At 38.2% G+C, this 16,664-nt stretch carries 14 protein-coding genes; 11 read left to right on the plus strand and 3 right to left on the minus strand.

Annotated elements, in window-relative coordinates; all coding sequences use genetic code 11:
* Positions 1-323: 323 nt before the first annotated feature.
* Both H4J63_RS15230 and H4J63_RS15235 read right to left on the minus strand, forming a co-directional pair.
* A complete protein-coding gene (locus H4J63_RS15230) occupies positions 324-914 on the minus strand; it encodes a hypothetical protein (protein ID WP_138595825.1) in 591 nt (196 codons plus the stop codon).
* A gap of 380 nt (positions 915-1,294) precedes the next feature.
* Positions 1,295-1,618 (minus strand): hypothetical protein, encoded by a 324-nt coding sequence (locus H4J63_RS15235; protein ID WP_069438783.1) that lies wholly within the window; start codon positions 1,616-1,618, stop codon positions 1,295-1,297.
* 685 nt (positions 1,619-2,303) lie between these two features.
* Here H4J63_RS15235 and H4J63_RS15240 point away from each other — a divergent pair.
* The 11 genes from H4J63_RS15240 to H4J63_RS15290 all read left to right on the plus strand — a co-directional run bounded on the left by H4J63_RS15240 (position 2,304) and on the right by H4J63_RS15290 (position 15,651).
* The gene (locus H4J63_RS15240; RefSeq protein ID WP_024032698.1) at positions 2,304-2,915 is read left to right on the plus strand and encodes a TnsA endonuclease N-terminal domain-containing protein; all 612 of its coding nucleotides are present in this window, start codon (positions 2,304-2,306) and stop codon (positions 2,913-2,915) included.
* Positions 2,912-4,939: a DDE-type integrase/transposase/recombinase gene (locus tag H4J63_RS15245; protein ID WP_182197390.1), complete on the plus strand. Its 2,028-nt coding sequence runs from the start codon at positions 2,912-2,914 to the stop codon at positions 4,937-4,939. Before H4J63_RS15240 ends, H4J63_RS15245 begins: the two co-directional genes overlap by 4 nt.
* Before the next feature lie 35 nt (positions 4,940-4,974).
* A complete protein-coding gene (locus H4J63_RS15250; RefSeq protein ID WP_171040348.1) occupies positions 4,975-5,883 on the plus strand; it encodes a TniB family NTP-binding protein in 909 nt (302 codons plus the stop codon).
* Positions 5,883-7,214, plus strand: coding sequence for a TniQ family protein (locus H4J63_RS15255; RefSeq protein ID WP_171040347.1), 1,332 nt, complete (start codon positions 5,883-5,885; stop codon positions 7,212-7,214). Before H4J63_RS15250 ends, H4J63_RS15255 begins: the two co-directional genes overlap by 1 nt.
* Before the next feature lie 589 nt (positions 7,215-7,803).
* Positions 7,804-8,667: a DUF6279 family lipoprotein gene (locus H4J63_RS15260; RefSeq protein ID WP_182197392.1), complete on the plus strand. Its 864-nt coding sequence runs from the start codon at positions 7,804-7,806 to the stop codon at positions 8,665-8,667.
* A gap of 84 nt (positions 8,668-8,751) precedes the next feature.
* Entirely contained in the window at positions 8,752-9,780 is a 1,029-nt protein-coding gene (locus H4J63_RS15265; RefSeq protein ID WP_182197393.1) for an XdhC family protein, read from the plus strand.
* A complete protein-coding gene (locus H4J63_RS15270) occupies positions 9,774-10,391 on the plus strand; it encodes a nucleotidyltransferase family protein (RefSeq protein ID WP_182197395.1) in 618 nt (205 codons plus the stop codon). The genes H4J63_RS15265 and H4J63_RS15270 overlap by 7 nt, the downstream gene beginning before the upstream one ends.
* A gap of 101 nt (positions 10,392-10,492) precedes the next feature.
* Positions 10,493-10,981: a (2Fe-2S)-binding protein gene (locus H4J63_RS15275; protein ID WP_007582016.1), complete on the plus strand. Its 489-nt coding sequence runs from the start codon at positions 10,493-10,495 to the stop codon at positions 10,979-10,981.
* A gap of 12 nt (positions 10,982-10,993) precedes the next feature.
* Positions 10,994-13,285: a xanthine dehydrogenase family protein molybdopterin-binding subunit gene (locus H4J63_RS15280; RefSeq protein WP_182197397.1), complete on the plus strand. Its 2,292-nt coding sequence runs from the start codon at positions 10,994-10,996 to the stop codon at positions 13,283-13,285.
* Positions 13,286-13,472: 187 nt separating this feature from the next.
* A complete protein-coding gene (gene moaA / locus H4J63_RS15285; protein WP_024598551.1) occupies positions 13,473-14,444 on the plus strand; it encodes a GTP 3',8-cyclase MoaA in 972 nt (323 codons plus the stop codon).
* Positions 14,445-14,613: 169 nt separating this feature from the next.
* A complete protein-coding gene (locus H4J63_RS15290) occupies positions 14,614-15,651 on the plus strand; it encodes a GGDEF domain-containing protein (protein WP_024598550.1) in 1,038 nt (345 codons plus the stop codon).
* A gap of 10 nt (positions 15,652-15,661) precedes the next feature.
* Here the strand turns inward: H4J63_RS15290 and H4J63_RS15295 are convergent, their stop codons facing one another.
* Complete coding sequence (locus tag H4J63_RS15295; RefSeq protein ID WP_007582020.1) at positions 15,662-16,600, minus strand: LysR family transcriptional regulator; 939 nt, start codon at positions 16,598-16,600, stop codon at positions 15,662-15,664.
* Positions 16,601-16,664 lie beyond the last annotated feature (64 nt).

Consider the following 16,664-nt stretch of genomic DNA (forward strand, 5'->3'; position numbering starts at 1 on the left):
AGCAAAAGCTGCTGCCACTGTGCGCTTGTTCTGTAAGTTTTCATCACCTGCTCCGAATTTATCATTGAGCAGGTATTTTTAGATAATCAGAACATCGATGCTAGGTGTGGTTCGCTAGACGCTTACGATGAATCAGACAGTATCTGATAGCTCAAAGCCGACCTATAAAGTAATTACGTTAACTCATTTTGGGGCAGAAATGAGTTAAATCGGAAAGGCAGCTCATGGCACAAATGCGTCTGTTCGATTTGGTTGACTCTATTGTTCAAATCTGACAGTTTTGGTTAGGTCTTATTAAATGAATTCATTCCGCGCTTATCTTGTTAAGCAAAAATGCTAACTAAATCACTGTTAAAAGAAAGTCCGCTTAAGCTATTTTCATTAACCAGAGATTTAAACGCAGCATTACAATAAAGTGCTGTCCCACCTTGTATGCATGATTTAAAAACAAGATTTTTGTCTGATTTAAATGATAAGGATTTGAGGCCATCCTCAATACCATTCAGGTAAGCCTTTTCAGTAAGAGATTCGTCTTCTTCTTCGAAAACGAGTGGATTAAATAAAATTAGCTCTTTATCACACCTAAGCGGTATAAATTCCCCGTAAACTTGCAGATAGTTCCCTAGGGCAATATACGCTTTTTGGTTCAAAACAAGGTAATTCGAAAATAAGTTTACGTCGTAGGCTTGCTTTAAAGCTTCTTTTTCAACTTTGCAGCTAAATCCGTTTTTGACTATATCCGTTATTCTAGTTTTGCCGCTTGGAAAGCCAATCTTAGCTAAAATTACTGCTTCTTTATAACTGAGGTTATTTTCTTCGGCAATTTGGTCTGCCATCGATACGATATCTAGGTCAATTATATCGTATGTTCTATCTGGTTTGTGTAATTTATAAATATCGAGTTCCTTTCCCATAAGTAATCCTTTGTGAAGTAATATTTGTGCTTATTAAAGATTAATGAAGCCAGAATATCAACTCCTTCGGCAACGCAAACAGAATCTTATTGAATATTAGCCAAATTTTATTAGGCTGGATTACTAAGGGAGTGCGCGTTAGTTATACCTGTACTCTATTCATTTATTAGCTTTTACTGTATTCATTTATTAGCTTTTACTGTATTCATTTATTAGCTTTTAATGTATTCATTTATTAGCTTTTAATGTAGAACTAGCAATATTTACATAATACAGATTCTCATCTTTGCCTACCAAAGCCCCTAGGTATCTACCGTAATGTAGAGCTCATGACCCCCAAAAGTAAAATATAATAGATAGTTTACAAGGCGTTAATCGCCTTATTTATCTTCCATAATATCTTTAAGTGCAATGCGTTTTAGCTGAGTGCCATCGCGATACCCTTTTACTAATAATTCATCTAATACAGCGCCGGTGTAAAAGGTATAGCCATTTTCTTCATCAACGGGAAGCTCGTATACAGAGCCTGATATTTGAGGCCAAATCCAATAATTCCCACAGGGTGATAAGTGAGGTAGAACCATTGAACCTGAGCTTACTCTCCATTCATCATCATTTTTCCACGAACAAAACAACACATAGCAGGGTTTGCTATCAATAGTTTGAAACGTTAAAACAACCCACCCTTCTGGCTTGTGTTTCATATGTCACTCCATCTTGTTTACAAAAAAATTTAAGCCTCCATTAACCTTAACTTAATAAACAAGAACACCCCCTCTTTTTTCTTAAAAAACACAAAAAATAAAAATGCTTAAATTAACCTAGAATTAATATCGTTGGCATTTTATGAATTTTAAAACCTAAATCAAAGACACTTAAAGAAGATAGCGAGAGGTCTGACCAGTTTAACCTTCTCTATTTCTGTAATATCTGCAATCATAGTGACTGCCTTTTGAAAAGCATCAACATTGCTGGGGCTAGGTGTGAAATTTTAAATTTAAGCTTTTAGGAGCAGCACTGAATACTAATTTCACTTTGGGTGTTTTACTTGAACATAACAACTTCATGTTAAACACAAACATAAAATCGGTTTGGATAAGGTAAAAACAACTCGAGAAACCTTCACAGTACTTTAAAGATAAATTTTTTTTGAGAATAAATAATTTGCTCGTAGAAAAAACATTGAACTTAACTTTTGAATTTTAAAGTGAGATTAACCCTTGAAAATAAAACAAAATTTTCAGTGGCTCCAAGGATTGATAAGCCTAATTATGACGAAAGGAATAATGTAAAAATGCTTACCAAGAACAACTATTCTAAAGATAAACCTTTTAATTTATCACCCATTATCTATAGTGTAAAGACATTTATTTTTTGGGAGGTAAAATTATGACCGTTACAAAGACGAACGCTAACGTTCACAGAGGTCGATTTGTTATACGATTTTACTCCCATAAAAATCAGTGCGCACTTAATCCCGAGTCATTTCAGGAGCTGATCCTGGCTTTTAAACTGGAATGTGACCCTAATGTGAAGCTGTTTGCCACCCAGCCTGAGCAAATAGAAGTGACTATAGACAAAAAAGTTTACCGCTATACACCCGACTTCTTAGTCCTATATCATTCTGGCTTCGCTGAATATATTGAAGTTCATCATGAGTCTCAGGTTGATAAAGAGTATCACTCGAAAATTCATCTTTTTAATGAGTACACCCGAAAAAAAGCACAAATAGGTTTACGGTTAATCATCGTCGATAAGCTCAATACTATCTTTATGGCGAACCTTAATCTGATAACAATGTATTACTCGGAGCATTCATTCCCATTAACAATGCTGCCTGATGGAGATTTAACCTTTGGTGAACTCATCGAATGCTTGGAGGGTATAGCTAAAAACCCAGTGGCAGAGGCTTATGGACTAATTGCATCAAATGTATATAAATTCGATATGGAGAAGCCGTTAAACGCCTCTACTACATTGATGCGAGGTCACCTCAAATGATCGGATATGCTACGGGTACTGACTTGACTAATAAGTACGGTAACGTTGAATCTATTGCGTTTGTTGACAGTACATCAATACTCCTTTCCGGTGATGGTATAGAGACTAAGAAGCGCCTATTACCTCGAGACGACTTTGAGAAATCAATTGATGATCAAGGCTTTATATTAAGAAGGGCACAGCATCCACATATTGAACTAACAGAATATCAAAAGTTAACGGTTACATCACGATTGATGTATCAATCTATCTTGAAAGAACTGGTTAGTGAAGGATACCCTGCTACAACTAAGAAGACATATGATGAGCTCATCAAACGAGTCGAGAGCCAACATCCTGCAACTATTGCCACAAAACACCCGCAATGGAAAACGGTATGTCGCCATTGGCGCGTATGGGTTCAATCAGATTTTAATGATGAGGCGCTTGCGGGAGTGAAGCGCAATAGCCCTGTACGGCTAAATGCGGCCACTGAGGCTTTCATACAGCACTACATCGCTACCGTCTATTCGTGTAATAACTCTGCTTTCAAAGGCGCATATTACAGTAACTATAAACGAGAAGCGCAAGAAGCTAGCTTGAAAAATAATGAGATTCAAATCGCATCACAACGCACCTTTTACCGCCGGTTACAAGAGCTTACTGATGCCGAAAAACTTGCTAATTTTAAAGGCCTTTCACAAGCGGAAATCAATAAGCGACTAACAACGCTACGTAAACGAATAAAAACCTATTACGCAATGCAGCGCGTTGAATGCGACCGTGTTGTGCTAAATATGTGTTTAATTGACGACAAAACAGGTCTTCCGACACCGCCTATTTCTTTGTATGTAGCAATAGACGTATACACACGCGCACCTATCTCTGTGGTGCTTAGCTTTGAACCTGAAAACTCTGCCGGTGGGCTTAACCTTTTACGTCAAATATTTATGGCGGATAGTAATCTTACAATGAATGGACGCAAACCGACTACATTGATTATGGATAATGGCCCAGGGTTTAATAATCGTTTGATAAAAAAGGCTGCGGAGCGACTTGAGTTAAATATTCATTATACACCATCAAATCAACCTGCTAAGAAGCCATTCATTGAGTCATTTTTTAATGTATTAAGAGATCACTTTTTTTCGGGTATGAAGATTGAAACGCAAAGTGGTGAGACGAGTATTGGATTTCAAAGTTATTCAGGAAAACGTACTAACCCGAACTCACTCGACACAATTCCATTAGCTAAACGTGCGGATATAAAGGTATCTGATTTTACAAAGCTACTGAATATATTTTTGACAGAATACATGCACAAACACCATAAACAGGCTGGCCATACGCCTATCAAAAAATGGAATCAGTCCATTATTGATACGCCTATGCCTTCATTCACATATGATCAGCTACAACATTGCTTCCACGTGTCCAGAGCCCAGGCCTCACATAAATTACAGCAACGTGGAACTATCAGATGTTTAGGTCAAGATTATTACAGTGATGAGCTAAAACAACTATACGCGGCTACTAAAACAGACATGGAGCTGGGTGAAAACCCCTCTGTTTATGTGTTTCATGACGACCTAGATGCCAGAAAAGTAACAGTTCAAGCAACACTGCCTGGCGAGAACAATCCTGTGGAAATAGTGGCTGATAATATTGACCATCATGATACTAAACTACCAGTCAGCTTTGCTGAACTAAATGGCAATCAAACTCTGACCCAACTCGGAATATATACAGAAACTTTCTCCCATACTCCTACTGGTCACTATGTCGGTGAAATAACTGAATTCGTAAAGCAAAAGCCCAAACGCAAACAGCACAGAGGCCCGAAGGTAGCGTCTTTCAATAAAAATACGAAAGAGAACTTATCCATTGTAGAGCGAATAAAAAAATCTCATAAAGTGAATGAACTTAAATCACAGATATCGCACTCAGGTGAACAAGATACCTACGCAGATACGATAGTGAGCAAAACCAGAGAAATGGCCTCTACCCGTTATAATGATGATGAAGGAAATGAAAAACAATGGTAACTATGCCCAGTACAATTTTCGCATGTGACATACAAATGAAGATATGGCAAAGGATAGCGGAAATCCACAATATGTATCACGTACCTTCAGAGGATAAACGAGCTCAACTTATTTATGGTGCCTCGGGTGCTGGCAAGACGTATATATTAAAGCAGTATCACGCTCAGTTTTTACCTGTTACTAAGCCAGAAAAAACGACAAAACCAATCTTTTATGTCGCTTTTAAGGAGTTTAAAAAAAGTACTGCAGAGATAACTCGATTTTTAATTTCAGAGCTAGACGGAACAACACAAAATTCTCGCACTACTGCAGCTGAATTGGATGCCCAACTTATCTCACTTCTCAAAGACCTAGAAGTGGAGCTAATCATTCTTGATGAAATTCAGAATATTGCCTCAAGTTATGATGGGATAGAGTTTCAACGAATTATTAAATATTTTTGCTATCTGATCGATAGCAACAAGATCCGTTGTTCGATTATTTTCGCCGGTACAAGCAGTGCTAAGCGCCTTATTACATTTGGTAGAACCGCCGGTAAATTTGACGATGACGAGCAGATGTCTCGTCGACAAATGCGCCCCATTGAAATTAAGCCAATCCTTCCTAAAACGAAAAACTGGATTGCCTGTTGTAATTGGTTCATTCAACAAGTTGGGTTGCCAAATTTAACAAAGGATGAGCACAGTGAGCTACTTGATCGTATTTACCTTGCGTACAGTGAGCACACCATGAGTACAATGCGCGATTTATTTTTACGTAATAACACACGAAATGCAAAAAACTATGATCAGCTTATAGAAGCCTTATTTGAAAACTTTGAGAAATATGCAATTGGGGCTGTCAATCCATTTGATTATGAACTTTTAACAAAAAAACAATTAGATGCATATCTAAATGAGCAAGATAAAAACCTTAGAAGTCAGTTCTATTCGGGGTTATGCTAATGCGTTTCCCAATAAAACCCTCTTACTATGAAGCGGAGTCAGGTATTGGTTATGTACTTCGTTTACTTAAAAGAAATGGCATACAATCAGAATCTCGCGTACTCAATAAGGCTATGCTAACCAGTATCATCAAAGGTAGATCAACAAAGAACGAACTCCTTGATCACCTTATTCCTATAACTCGCACTTTATCATCATTAAAGATAAAGTGCTGGACACATGCGAGATTGCTAACGCCACAAGTTTGTCCAGATTGTGTTAACCAATATGGGTATTTTAGGGCCCAGTGGCAAAATCCATTTTTACGACACTGTATTATTCATGAGTGTGCCCTGTTATCCGAATGCCCTCATTGCAATTCACCGCTGCAATTTACCATTAATCTTCTAAATGGCCGCTGCACATCACCTTTGTGCGGCTTACGCTTAACGCATATGCCATTGAATAATCAATTAAAATCACCTGAACAAGTCCACGATGCATACCTCATAGCTAAAGTGATAGTTGACGATAGTAATACACGAACGAGTTTCCCACCAAAGGAGATTACCTCCACATTATTAAATAGAGCGGCTGATATTCTTAATAACCCAGATAGTGCTAGAGTATTCTTAAGTGAAAGGGCTAAACGTGTACCAACAGATCTACCGTTGAACATTGAGTTTCACAAAATTGAAATTATTGTTCAGAATTTGCTATGTGAATGGGGGTCATTATCCACACTATATGAAATGTATAATAGCGAGTATATTCGTTCAAAAGCTCCCATAACTCAGCTTTGGTTTGAAGCTCAAACAGCCTCCTCTATAATTGGGGTAACGTTTAAACAAATCGCTCTTTTAGTCGAAGTTGGATTGATAAGAACTGATTCAAAAAAGGCCTTAAGAACAGATACTCGCGTTGAAATATCAGGTGTTTATACCTTTTTAGCCGAGTTCAGCCACAATAAAGATTACGTCCCCCTTTCTGAGCTACGTCGCTTTATGGCTCTTCATAATATCTGTATAACTGATGTACTGATAGCTGCTAAAAATAAAGAATTATCAATAAGATACAAACCTTCATTAGACTTAATGCATTCCATACACGTTTTGCCTGAAGCATTCGATACCTTTTGTAAATTACATACTCAACTTATAAGAGATAAAACGATGTCCGTTGCAAACGTAGCTGAAGTCACCGGTATACCAAAGGTAGAACTAATGAGGTTGATTAATACCGGTAAGCTCAGGCCCGTTTACATTCATGGCAATAATTCAAAACGTATACTTAATTGTGATACTTTGAAGTTGGCGAAAACGCAAAACAAACAGCTATCACTCGACATTTAGTACTTTGTAATTTCAACTTTAATTTTTAGGCCGAGACATGTTCTCGGTCTATGCTTTATTAATAACAATACCGGCAGTTCGCTAAAACTAATCGACTGAATATCAATAAGTTTAACTTTCCCTTTTTTAATAAAGGTTTAGTAATTTCATCCATAACTAAACCTAAATCAAACCAAATTTGAATTAACTCAACATTACAAATGAAGCTTCGCATATCTGCATTTTAGCTTTCACTTAAATGGCTTCATTTCTCTTTATCCTAAAAATCCATTTTCTAATCGATTTACTACACTTTTACTAAGTAAATATTAGCGTATAGTGTTCGCCACTAATTTACCGAATACAGAATCTACTTAATTATGTGCTTATTAAAATCAAGTCAGAGTTCTTCAGTGGCAGAATGAGAATATGCAAGGCAGAATGAGAACTTTTTGGCTGGATGAGAATTTGTGTTGGGGCAGTTTTTAGCTATAAATAATTCTCAATTTAAGAGGCGCAGTACCCATAAAGAATACAAGCTAAGTTATTGTTTTGAAATCTTATTACTTGGCTGAGATTCTCAAGTTATATGGCGCTGATCAAGAAGGTTATGCTTAATAATTTCAAAGCAAAAAAACTAAAACAGATATGCCTTGCTGTAAGTATGTTGTTTTTATGTAGTTGTTCGGCATCTTTTACTTACAATAATTTGAGTTGGCTTTCGTCATTTTGGGTAGATGATTATATTGATTTAAATAAAACACAAAATAAGCAGCTTAAAAAGATCATTAACACGACCCAAGCGTGGCATAGAAGTACGCAGCTAACAGCCTATAAACAAGACATTCAAAATATTAAGGCACTTTTTAACAACACACTAAGCATTGAGAAGTTAAAAGAGCAGGTGGTTTTTGCTAAAAAGCATTGGCAGAACCTACTTGAATACGCGCACATGCCTTTAGCTGAGCTTGGGGCAACCTTATCAAGTGAGCAAAGAGAAGAACTTTTAAACAATATTCAAATAAAAATTAACGACGAACGCGAAGAGTTTAACGAACAAACTCCACTTGAGCGAAAAAGTGAGCGCCTAGAAGAGCAATTTGAATACTACGAGCAGTGGATAGGCAAGCTTAATAAACAACAAAAAGCGCTGATTAAATCAACTAATGAGCAACATCAAGACTCAGGAACGCTGTGGTTAGAGTACAAGCAAAACCGTTTGAATGCAGCCAAGCAGGTATTTATAAATGCTGAAATTACAAAAAAAGATTTTATAAATCAGTTAAGTACGGTTATTAAAGAGCGCGAACTTTATATGAGCGACGCACTATTGAAAACCAATGAAGCAAACTTAAATTTATATATAAATTTACTCTACGAATTAAACTCAACTCTAAATGATAAACAACGGCAAAGCGTTAATGAGCAATTTGATGAGTTAATTGAGACCTTAAACGATATAATAGAGGAGTAAATTGTGCGTGAATTATTAAGTTTTAGATTAGCTGTTTAGGCTGGTTTGTTTTTAAACGCAAAAAATGCTTTTAAAGGGCAATATATGGTTACAGATTTAAAAAGTATCTTAAACACTTGGTATCCGAATAGGGACAGCCAAGAATGGGTTTTAGCTACTTTGTACAAAATTGAAGGCTCTAGCTACAGAAAACTAGGGGCTATGATGCTTATATCTAGCCTAGGCGAGCGCTTGGGGATGCTTTCGGGGGGCTGTTTAGAAGCTGACATACAGCGCCATGCTAAACAAGTAATGGGTACTTTAACAAGTAAAACCATCAGTTATGATGCAACTGATGAAGATGATTTAACATTTCAACTTGGTATTGGTTGTGGGGGCATAGTACACATTTTACTGCAGCCCATTCACAAAGCTAATGACTATTTACAGTTAGAGCTTGTATCTAAAGCACTTAATGAGAATAAACCAGGGCGATACCTTCAACAGGTAAGCCCCATTTTGCCAGCCGGTAGTGGTGTATTTACGCAAAATGATGAGTTACATGGTTTATCAATGAACCGCAAAGCGCAGTTAATAGAATTAAAAGGCGCTACGTGCTTACAAACATCTATTTATCCGCCGCCTCATTTACTAATAGTGGGTGGTGGGGCCGATGCGGTTCCGGTTTATACATTTGCCAAACAACTTGGTTGGAGTGTAACTGTATGGGACACGCGTGCAGCCAATGCAAAAAGGCAATATTTTAAAAATGCAGATGCTATTTTGCGTATCACACCGAGTGAGTTAAAAGAATATTGCATAACTAATAAAGTCGATGCGGCTATTTTAATGGCTCACAGCGTTGAGCTTGACGCGAGTACGTTAGCTCAATTTAAAGATGTTTCTTTTAAATATATAGGGTTATTGGGTCCTAAGCACAGGCGTGAACAAGTTTTAGAGCACGCGAATACGCGTGTTTCACAAATAAAGTCTCCTGTTTTTGGGCCTGTCGGTTTAAATTTAGGCGGCGACTCGCCAGAGAGTATTGCACTATCGCTGATCAGCGAAATACACGCAGTGCTGTGTGACAAAAACGCCCAATCGCTAAGCCATTGGGGGCAAGAGGAGTGCTAATTGCAAAAGTTGTTTTAGCCGCAGGGCAATCATCTCGCTTTAACGGCTGTAAATTAACGGCTGATATCGGGTTTGGCAAAACAATGATTGAGCATGCAGTAAATACACTTCAAGCACTTGATGACACGCCCGTGTATGTAGTTACCGGGGCATGGCATAAAGAAGTAGCACAAGTACTAGCCGGTTATAAAAACATAGAGCTAATTGAGAACAAGCAATGGAGCCAAGGTTTAGGTAATTCAATCGCGATAGCGTCTCAAACTGTGTTTAAAAATAAGTCCCTTGATGGGATTTTATTTATGCTTGCGGATCAGGTTGAGCTAAAAGTAGCGCACTTAAGTGAGCTAGTTACTGGTTTTACACGTAATCCATCGCGCTGGTGCGCAAACTATGGCGAGCGTTTAGGTGTACCCGCTATATTCCCAACGGTTGATTTATCTCAACTTGCAAGCTTAACTTCGGATAGAGGTGCACAGCAATTATTGCGCTCTAGTCGTGAAGTTGTTAACACAATTAGTTTAAGTAGTGCGAGTTTAGATATAGATACGCAAGGGCAATTAAGTGAGTTTTTAAGTAAAACAAAATATAAAAATTTTAATGAAAAAATATGACGAGTAGGGTCAGTAGTTATATTTTTAATAGCTATAGTCACTTTTAAAGCTGTTCGTATAGTTTAAAAGTGACTATAGAAATCGTAATTAAGGGGCAAGCTATGGTGACGTTTACAATTAATGGCAAGGTGGTCGAATCACACGCAAGTGAAGATACACCATTGTTATGGGTTATTCGTGATGAAATTGGATTAAAAGGTACGAAGTTTGGTTGCGGTATTGCAATGTGTGGTGCGTGTACAGTGCATTTAGATGGGCAAGCAACCCGCTCATGTGTTTTACCAATTGGCGCAATTGCAGGAAAAAACATTACCACAATTGAAGGGCTTAATAACGAACACCCACTGCAAAAAGCATGGGTTGAAGAGCAAGTACCACAGTGCGGTTACTGTCAGTCGGGGCAAATAATGCAAGCGGCCACATTACTGGCAGCTAACCCAAGTCCTTCAGATGAAGAAATAGTAAGCCATATGAATGGTAACTACTGTCGCTGTATGGCTTATAAACGTATTAAAACTGCTATTCAACGCGCTGCAGATGAGTCACAAAGTGTAGTAAATATATTTGATCCAAATGCACAAGACGCTTAACTGGAGCCGATAATGAAAAAATTATTTCAAAAAAATAGCGAAACCGTTAATTTAAATCGTCGCTCGTTTATGATTGGCACTGCTAGCGCAGGTTTAGTCATGGCGTTTGCCCCTGCGTTATTTTCGGGTTCGGTCAGTGCAAAAGAATCAATTGCGCAACAGGCTTTTTCACCAACAATTTGGTGGACTATGAGCACCAACGGCGCCGTAGAAGTAAGTATTGCTAAAGCTGAAATGGGCCAACATATTGGTACTGCTCTTGCGCGTATTGTGGCTGATGAGCTTGAATGTGATTGGGATAAAGTATCAATTACCTACGTAGATACTCATGAAAAATGGGGCTTTATGGTAACGGGTGGTTCGTGGTCTGTATTTCAAAGCTTTAAGCCATTATCTCAAGCCGGTGCTGCAGGTCGAATTGCATTAATAGACGCAGGAGCTAAAATGCTCGGCGTACCTGCAGATAAATGTCGTGCTGAAAAGGGCTATATTATTTCAGGCGAAAAATCGGTTAGTTACGCTGACATAGTCAAAAAAGGCGAGTTTAATCGTACATTTACCAGTGATGAAGTTGCAAACCTCCCACTAAAACCTGCTAATAAGCGTCATTTAACAGGGCTTAAACAAGACTTTAAAGCGCTTGATATACCAGCCAAAACAAATGGCACTGCGGTATATGGTATAGATGTAGAAGTTGAAGGCATGCTGTACGCGCGACCAGTAATACCGCCAACCCGCTATGGCAGTACAGTAACAAACGTTGACGATAGTGCAGCAAAAGCTATTAAAGGTTACAAAGGCTATGAAATTTTAAATGACCCTAGTAACACAGTGCAAGGCTGGGTTGTTGTATTAGCTGATAGTTACCCAAGTGCCATTAAAGCAGTAGATGCTTTAAAGGTGAGTTACAAAAAGGGTGAGTCAGCAAATATATCTGAAGCTGATATTCAAAAAGAAGGTAAGCGATTATGCGAGCAACGCGACTCGGGTACTTTATTTGTTGATCAAGGCGATATAAAGAAAACCCAAGCAGACGCCAGTGAGTCGTTAGAATCAATGTATACCACAGCGACAGCGAGTCATTATCAGCTAGAGCCATTAAATGCGGTTGCAGAATTTAAAGACGGAAATTGGATTATTCATACTGGTAACCAATGGCAGTCACTTACGTTACCTGCGCTTGCTAAAGCACTCGAAATAGAACAAAACAAAGTAATTATTCGTCCTTACTATTTAGGTGGTGGTTTTGGTCGTCGATTATTTGGTGATTGGACTGTACCTGCAGCTCTAACTGCAAAAGCAGTAGGTAAACCAGTAAAACTGGTATTTACACGAGCAGACGATAGTTTATTCGATCAGTCTCGTTCTGCATCTGCTGCAAAAATGACGGCGTCGTTTGATAAAAACGGTACTTTTACTGGTTTAGAGCATGCATTTGCTGCAGGTTGGCCTACTAAAGCAATGGCACCAGGGTTTTTATCACCGGGTGTGGATGGTAAAGGTAAATTTGATGCATTTTCGGCATCGGGCGCTGATCATTGGTACAGCATGAGCAGTCATCGTGCACGTGCTATTAATAACGAAGTTGCACAAAGCACCTTTACTCCTGGTTGGTTACGTTCAGTAGGGCCTGGCTGGATTGCATGGAGCCTTGAGTCGTTTATTGATGAAATTGCCCATAAGCAAGGCAAAGATCCAGTTCAATTTAGAATTGAAATGTTAGACGGTAAAGGCAAGCAAGCGGGTAAAGCACCTGAGAGCGTTGGTGGAGCACTGCGCTTACGTAATGTGCTTAAAACGGTGTCTGATAAAGTAGCTTCTGTTAAATTAGCTAAAGATGAGGGCATTGGTTTTTCTGTAAGCTCAGGGCAAGAACGTACCATGCCAGCATGGCTTGCAACCGCAGCGCATGCTCACGTTAACCGTGATAGTGGTAAAATAACGCTTAAAAAGCTCTATGTTGTTGTAGATGCGGGCTTAATAGTTCACCCTGATGGCGCACTGGCGCAAATTGAAGGGTCGTTACTATGGGGCAGCAGCCTTGCATTGCATGAATCAAATACGTATAAAGATGGACAGGTATCAGCGACTAACTTTAATACTTATTTACCGCTAAGAATGCAAGATGTGCCAGATATTGACATTGAATTTTTACAAAGCGATGAGTTTCCAGTTGGTTTAGGCGAACCTGGCGTTATAGGGGTCGCTCCTGCTATTGGTAATGCTGTGTTTAATGCAGTAGGCGTGCGTTTACGTGACCTACCAATGAAGCCAAGCGAACTTAAAAAAGGCTTAGAAGCGTAAAACAAAAATAACTAAAGGGGGTATGCTTTAAGCTGCCCCTTTTAGTTATTAAATATATTTATGTAATTATTATTTATGTATTAATAAGTAGCGTTGTTTATACCAATTTGCTTAATTAAATGATTAAGTATTATTGCAAATTGGTATTAGGTTGTTATTACTTGTTGATATTAGTTAAGGTTTATTTATGCTAATCGACCCAACAGGGCGAGAGTTTAGTTACTTACGTTTGTCTATTACTGATGTATGTAATTTTAAGTGTGTTTATTGTTTACCAGATGGTTATCAGGGGGGGCACGACCGTGGCTTCCTTACAATTGATGAAATTAGCAACACGCTTAAAGCGTTTGCACACCATGGTATCGAAAAAGTAAGGATCACTGGCGGAGAGCCAACCCTTCGTAAAGACTTTATAGATGTTGTTCGCGCGGCAAAAGATGTCGCGGGCATAAAAAAAATTGCAATGACTACGAATGGTTTTTCCCTTCATAAGAATATTCATGACTGGGTAGATGCAGGCTTAAACGCCATTAATGTAAGTATTGATAGCTTAGATTCACGCATGTTTAACACCATTACTGGGCATGACAAATTTACCTCAGTAATGAAAGGTATTGATACTGCGCTTGAAACGGGTATTGATTCGGTAAAAATAAACAGCGTGCTGATGAAGCAATACAACGCAAAAGAGTTTGATACATTTTTAAATTGGGTTAAACACCGTCCCGTTACCATCCGCTTTATAGAATTGATGCAAACAAACGACAACAAAGCCTTTTTTGATGCTAACCATGTTTCTGGGCAAGTTTTAAAAACTCAGTTATTACAAACGGGTTGGCAGCAAGTTGCGCGTAGTGCATCAGCAGGTCCTGCTCAAGAGTTTGCCCACCCTGATTATCAAGGCAGAATTGGTTTGATCATGCCTTACAGCAACGACTTTTGTAGTACCTGTAATCGATTAAGGGTTACAGCTAAAGGAAATCTGCACTTGTGTCTGTTTTCTGAAGAGGGTATTTCGCTAAGAGAATATATGAACGACAGTTCAAACAGTAAATTAATGGCATTGTTATCTCGTTATATTAAGACCAAAAAACCAACTCACCTTTTACACCAAGGTAATACGGGTATCACTACGAATTTATCCATGTTAGGTGGCTAGTTGTTAAAGCCACTTAGTGATACTAAATCACCAAACGTGTCTCTAAAATACGCTATATCATCCTAAAGAATCAAATAACAGGTTGTGTTTACATGCTCTATACCAACAAGGCTTGTTAAATTATATTTTCACGTTAAACTTACTTTTTATATTTTATCAAGTGATTAGAATGGATATTGCGGCACTTAACAGCACTAAATCATTAAGGAAGAGCGTTCTTAGATGGATGTGTCTTTGTTTTGGTTTTTTATCGCTAGTATTTGCGAGTGTTAATTTAACCGTAAATAACTTTCCATTACTTGGCTATATCGAAATATGTTTTTCCGTTTATTGTATATTTACTTATATTTCAGTTACACGCCGTCCACTACAGTTTTGGCAATCCTTAATAATGTGCGCACTGGTAACGTTAATCATTATTTTAGGTACATACTTAGCATCGCCACGTAATGGTGTGTTTGTATGGTCGTTTGCATTACCTATTTTGTACTACCTGTTGTTAGGTAAACAATACGGTGTAATTTTCTCTGCAAATTTATTAGTTATCCAAGTGCTTATTTTAGGGAGTAAGTCTACTCTTACCCCCTTTGAAACTTTTAACTTATCCCTTAATTTAATCTGTGCTTATTTTAGTATTTGGGCGATTTCTCATGTTTTTGAAGGAAGCCGCTCGCATTTTTCAAAGCGCCTTAAAAATTTAGCGTTACTTGATCCATTAACGGGTGCAGGTAACCGCCTTTCAATGAACCACTACTTTGAAGTAGAACTAAAAGATAAGTCGCAGTTATATTTGTTTTTACTTGATTTAGACTTTTTTAAACAGGTAAATGATGAGCATGGCCATGGTGTGGGTGACCAAGTACTTGTCGAGGTGGCCACTTTACTAAGAGTTGTCCTTGGTAGAGGGTATGTATTTAGAGTAGGCGGTGAAGAGTTTGCTTTATTTAGCTCTTTTGCAAATGAAGAGGCTGCACTTAATACCGCTGAACAAATAAGAGCACGTTTTGAAAATACCACATTTGACATTGACGGCCTTGCAATTAATGTTACAACCAGTATTGGTGTTGCAAAATTTAAAAGTACTAATTCATTGGAAAGCTTTGTAAACCAAGCAGATAAACAGTTATACAAAGCAAAACAATTTGGTCGCAATAAAGTGTATTGTAAGTTTAAAAAAGAACATGACTACGAAACGGTAGTTGCTTAAGCAGGGTTACTTAATACATTTGCTCAAAATTGGGGATCCCGTTTTCCCAAATCGGTTTATCTTTTCCTAAATGCTCGCGCACAGCATCAAAAAACAACCGGGTCCTCACTGGTAAATCTCGGTGCGGATATACGGCATACATCGCACTAAACTCCATCAGTTTTACATCGGTCAATAAAGGCACTAGCTTACCTTGTATTATTTCATCACCAATAATAAATGCAGGGGCGACAAAGTAAGTTGTGCCCGATAATGTTTTCATTAACAATGACTCGGCATCATTAGCACGAAACACACTTTTTATTTTTTGCTCGCAGCGTTCACCCTTACTATCGTAGTAATCTATGGTTTCTACTCGAATAGAATTACTGGCATAGCTTGCTGCTGGTAATTGCGCTAACTCTTCGATTGTTTTTGGCATACCGTAAGTTTCAATAAACTGTGGTGCAGCTAAAATTAATAATCGGTTACGCGCTATTTTACGTGCAATAAGTGACGAATCTTTAGGCTCACCTACACGAAAAGCCAAATCAAATCCTTCAGAGACTATATCTACTAATCTATCGTCTAAACGCAGTTCAACTTCTACTTGCGGAAAGCGTTTTTGAAAATCATTAAGTACAGGTTGTAAATAACGACGACCAATAAGTGTTGATGAAGTGATTTTTAATACGCCACGCGGTTCTAAATGGTAGTTTTCAGCCATGCGTACGGTTTCGCCAAGCAGCTCTCTAAGCTCAGCGGCTTTTTTGATCATTTCGGCACCCGCCGCTGTAAGCGAAAATGAACGCGTTGTGCGGTTAAGTAACCTAACGCCTAACTCATCCTCTAAACGGCTAATTTGTTTAGATATAACAGAGCGATCTATGTTGCGGATTTCTGCAGCTTTTGCAAAAGAGCCTTGCTCAACCACTTCAAGTAACATTAAAAGTCGACTTGTTGTATCCATTATTACACCTTAACTAACCTATTGATGCCATTTTGGCATTAATGAATTTAAAAATCTATGGTTT

The organism is Pseudoalteromonas sp. 5Ae-yellow, from assembly GCF_014077565.1.
GTDB lineage: Bacteria > Pseudomonadota > Gammaproteobacteria > Enterobacterales > Alteromonadaceae > Pseudoalteromonas.

Coding starts and splice junctions, on each gene's coding strand:
- H4J63_RS15230 (WP_138595825.1), bottom strand. CDS start 914: ATGGGAAAGGAACTCGATATTTATAAATTACACAAACCAGATAGAACA.
- H4J63_RS15235 (WP_069438783.1), bottom strand. CDS start 1,618: ATGAAACACAAGCCAGAAGGGTGGGTTGTTTTAACGTTTCAAACTATT.
- H4J63_RS15240 (WP_024032698.1), top strand. CDS start 2,304: ATGACCGTTACAAAGACGAACGCTAACGTTCACAGAGGTCGATTTGTT.
- H4J63_RS15245 (WP_182197390.1), top strand. CDS start 2,912: ATGATCGGATATGCTACGGGTACTGACTTGACTAATAAGTACGGTAAC.
- H4J63_RS15250 (WP_171040348.1), top strand. CDS start 4,975: ATGAAGATATGGCAAAGGATAGCGGAAATCCACAATATGTATCACGTA.
- H4J63_RS15255 (WP_171040347.1), top strand. CDS start 5,883: ATGCGTTTCCCAATAAAACCCTCTTACTATGAAGCGGAGTCAGGTATT.
- H4J63_RS15260 (WP_182197392.1), top strand. CDS start 7,804: ATGCTTAATAATTTCAAAGCAAAAAAACTAAAACAGATATGCCTTGCT.
- H4J63_RS15265 (WP_182197393.1), top strand. CDS start 8,752: ATGGTTACAGATTTAAAAAGTATCTTAAACACTTGGTATCCGAATAGG.
- H4J63_RS15275 (WP_007582016.1), top strand. CDS start 10,493: ATGGTGACGTTTACAATTAATGGCAAGGTGGTCGAATCACACGCAAGT.
- H4J63_RS15280 (WP_182197397.1), top strand. CDS start 10,994: ATGAAAAAATTATTTCAAAAAAATAGCGAAACCGTTAATTTAAATCGT.
- moaA (WP_024598551.1), top strand. CDS start 13,473: ATGCTAATCGACCCAACAGGGCGAGAGTTTAGTTACTTACGTTTGTCT.
- H4J63_RS15290 (WP_024598550.1), top strand. CDS start 14,614: ATGGATATTGCGGCACTTAACAGCACTAAATCATTAAGGAAGAGCGTT.
- H4J63_RS15295 (WP_007582020.1), bottom strand. CDS start 16,600: ATGGATACAACAAGTCGACTTTTAATGTTACTTGAAGTGGTTGAGCAA.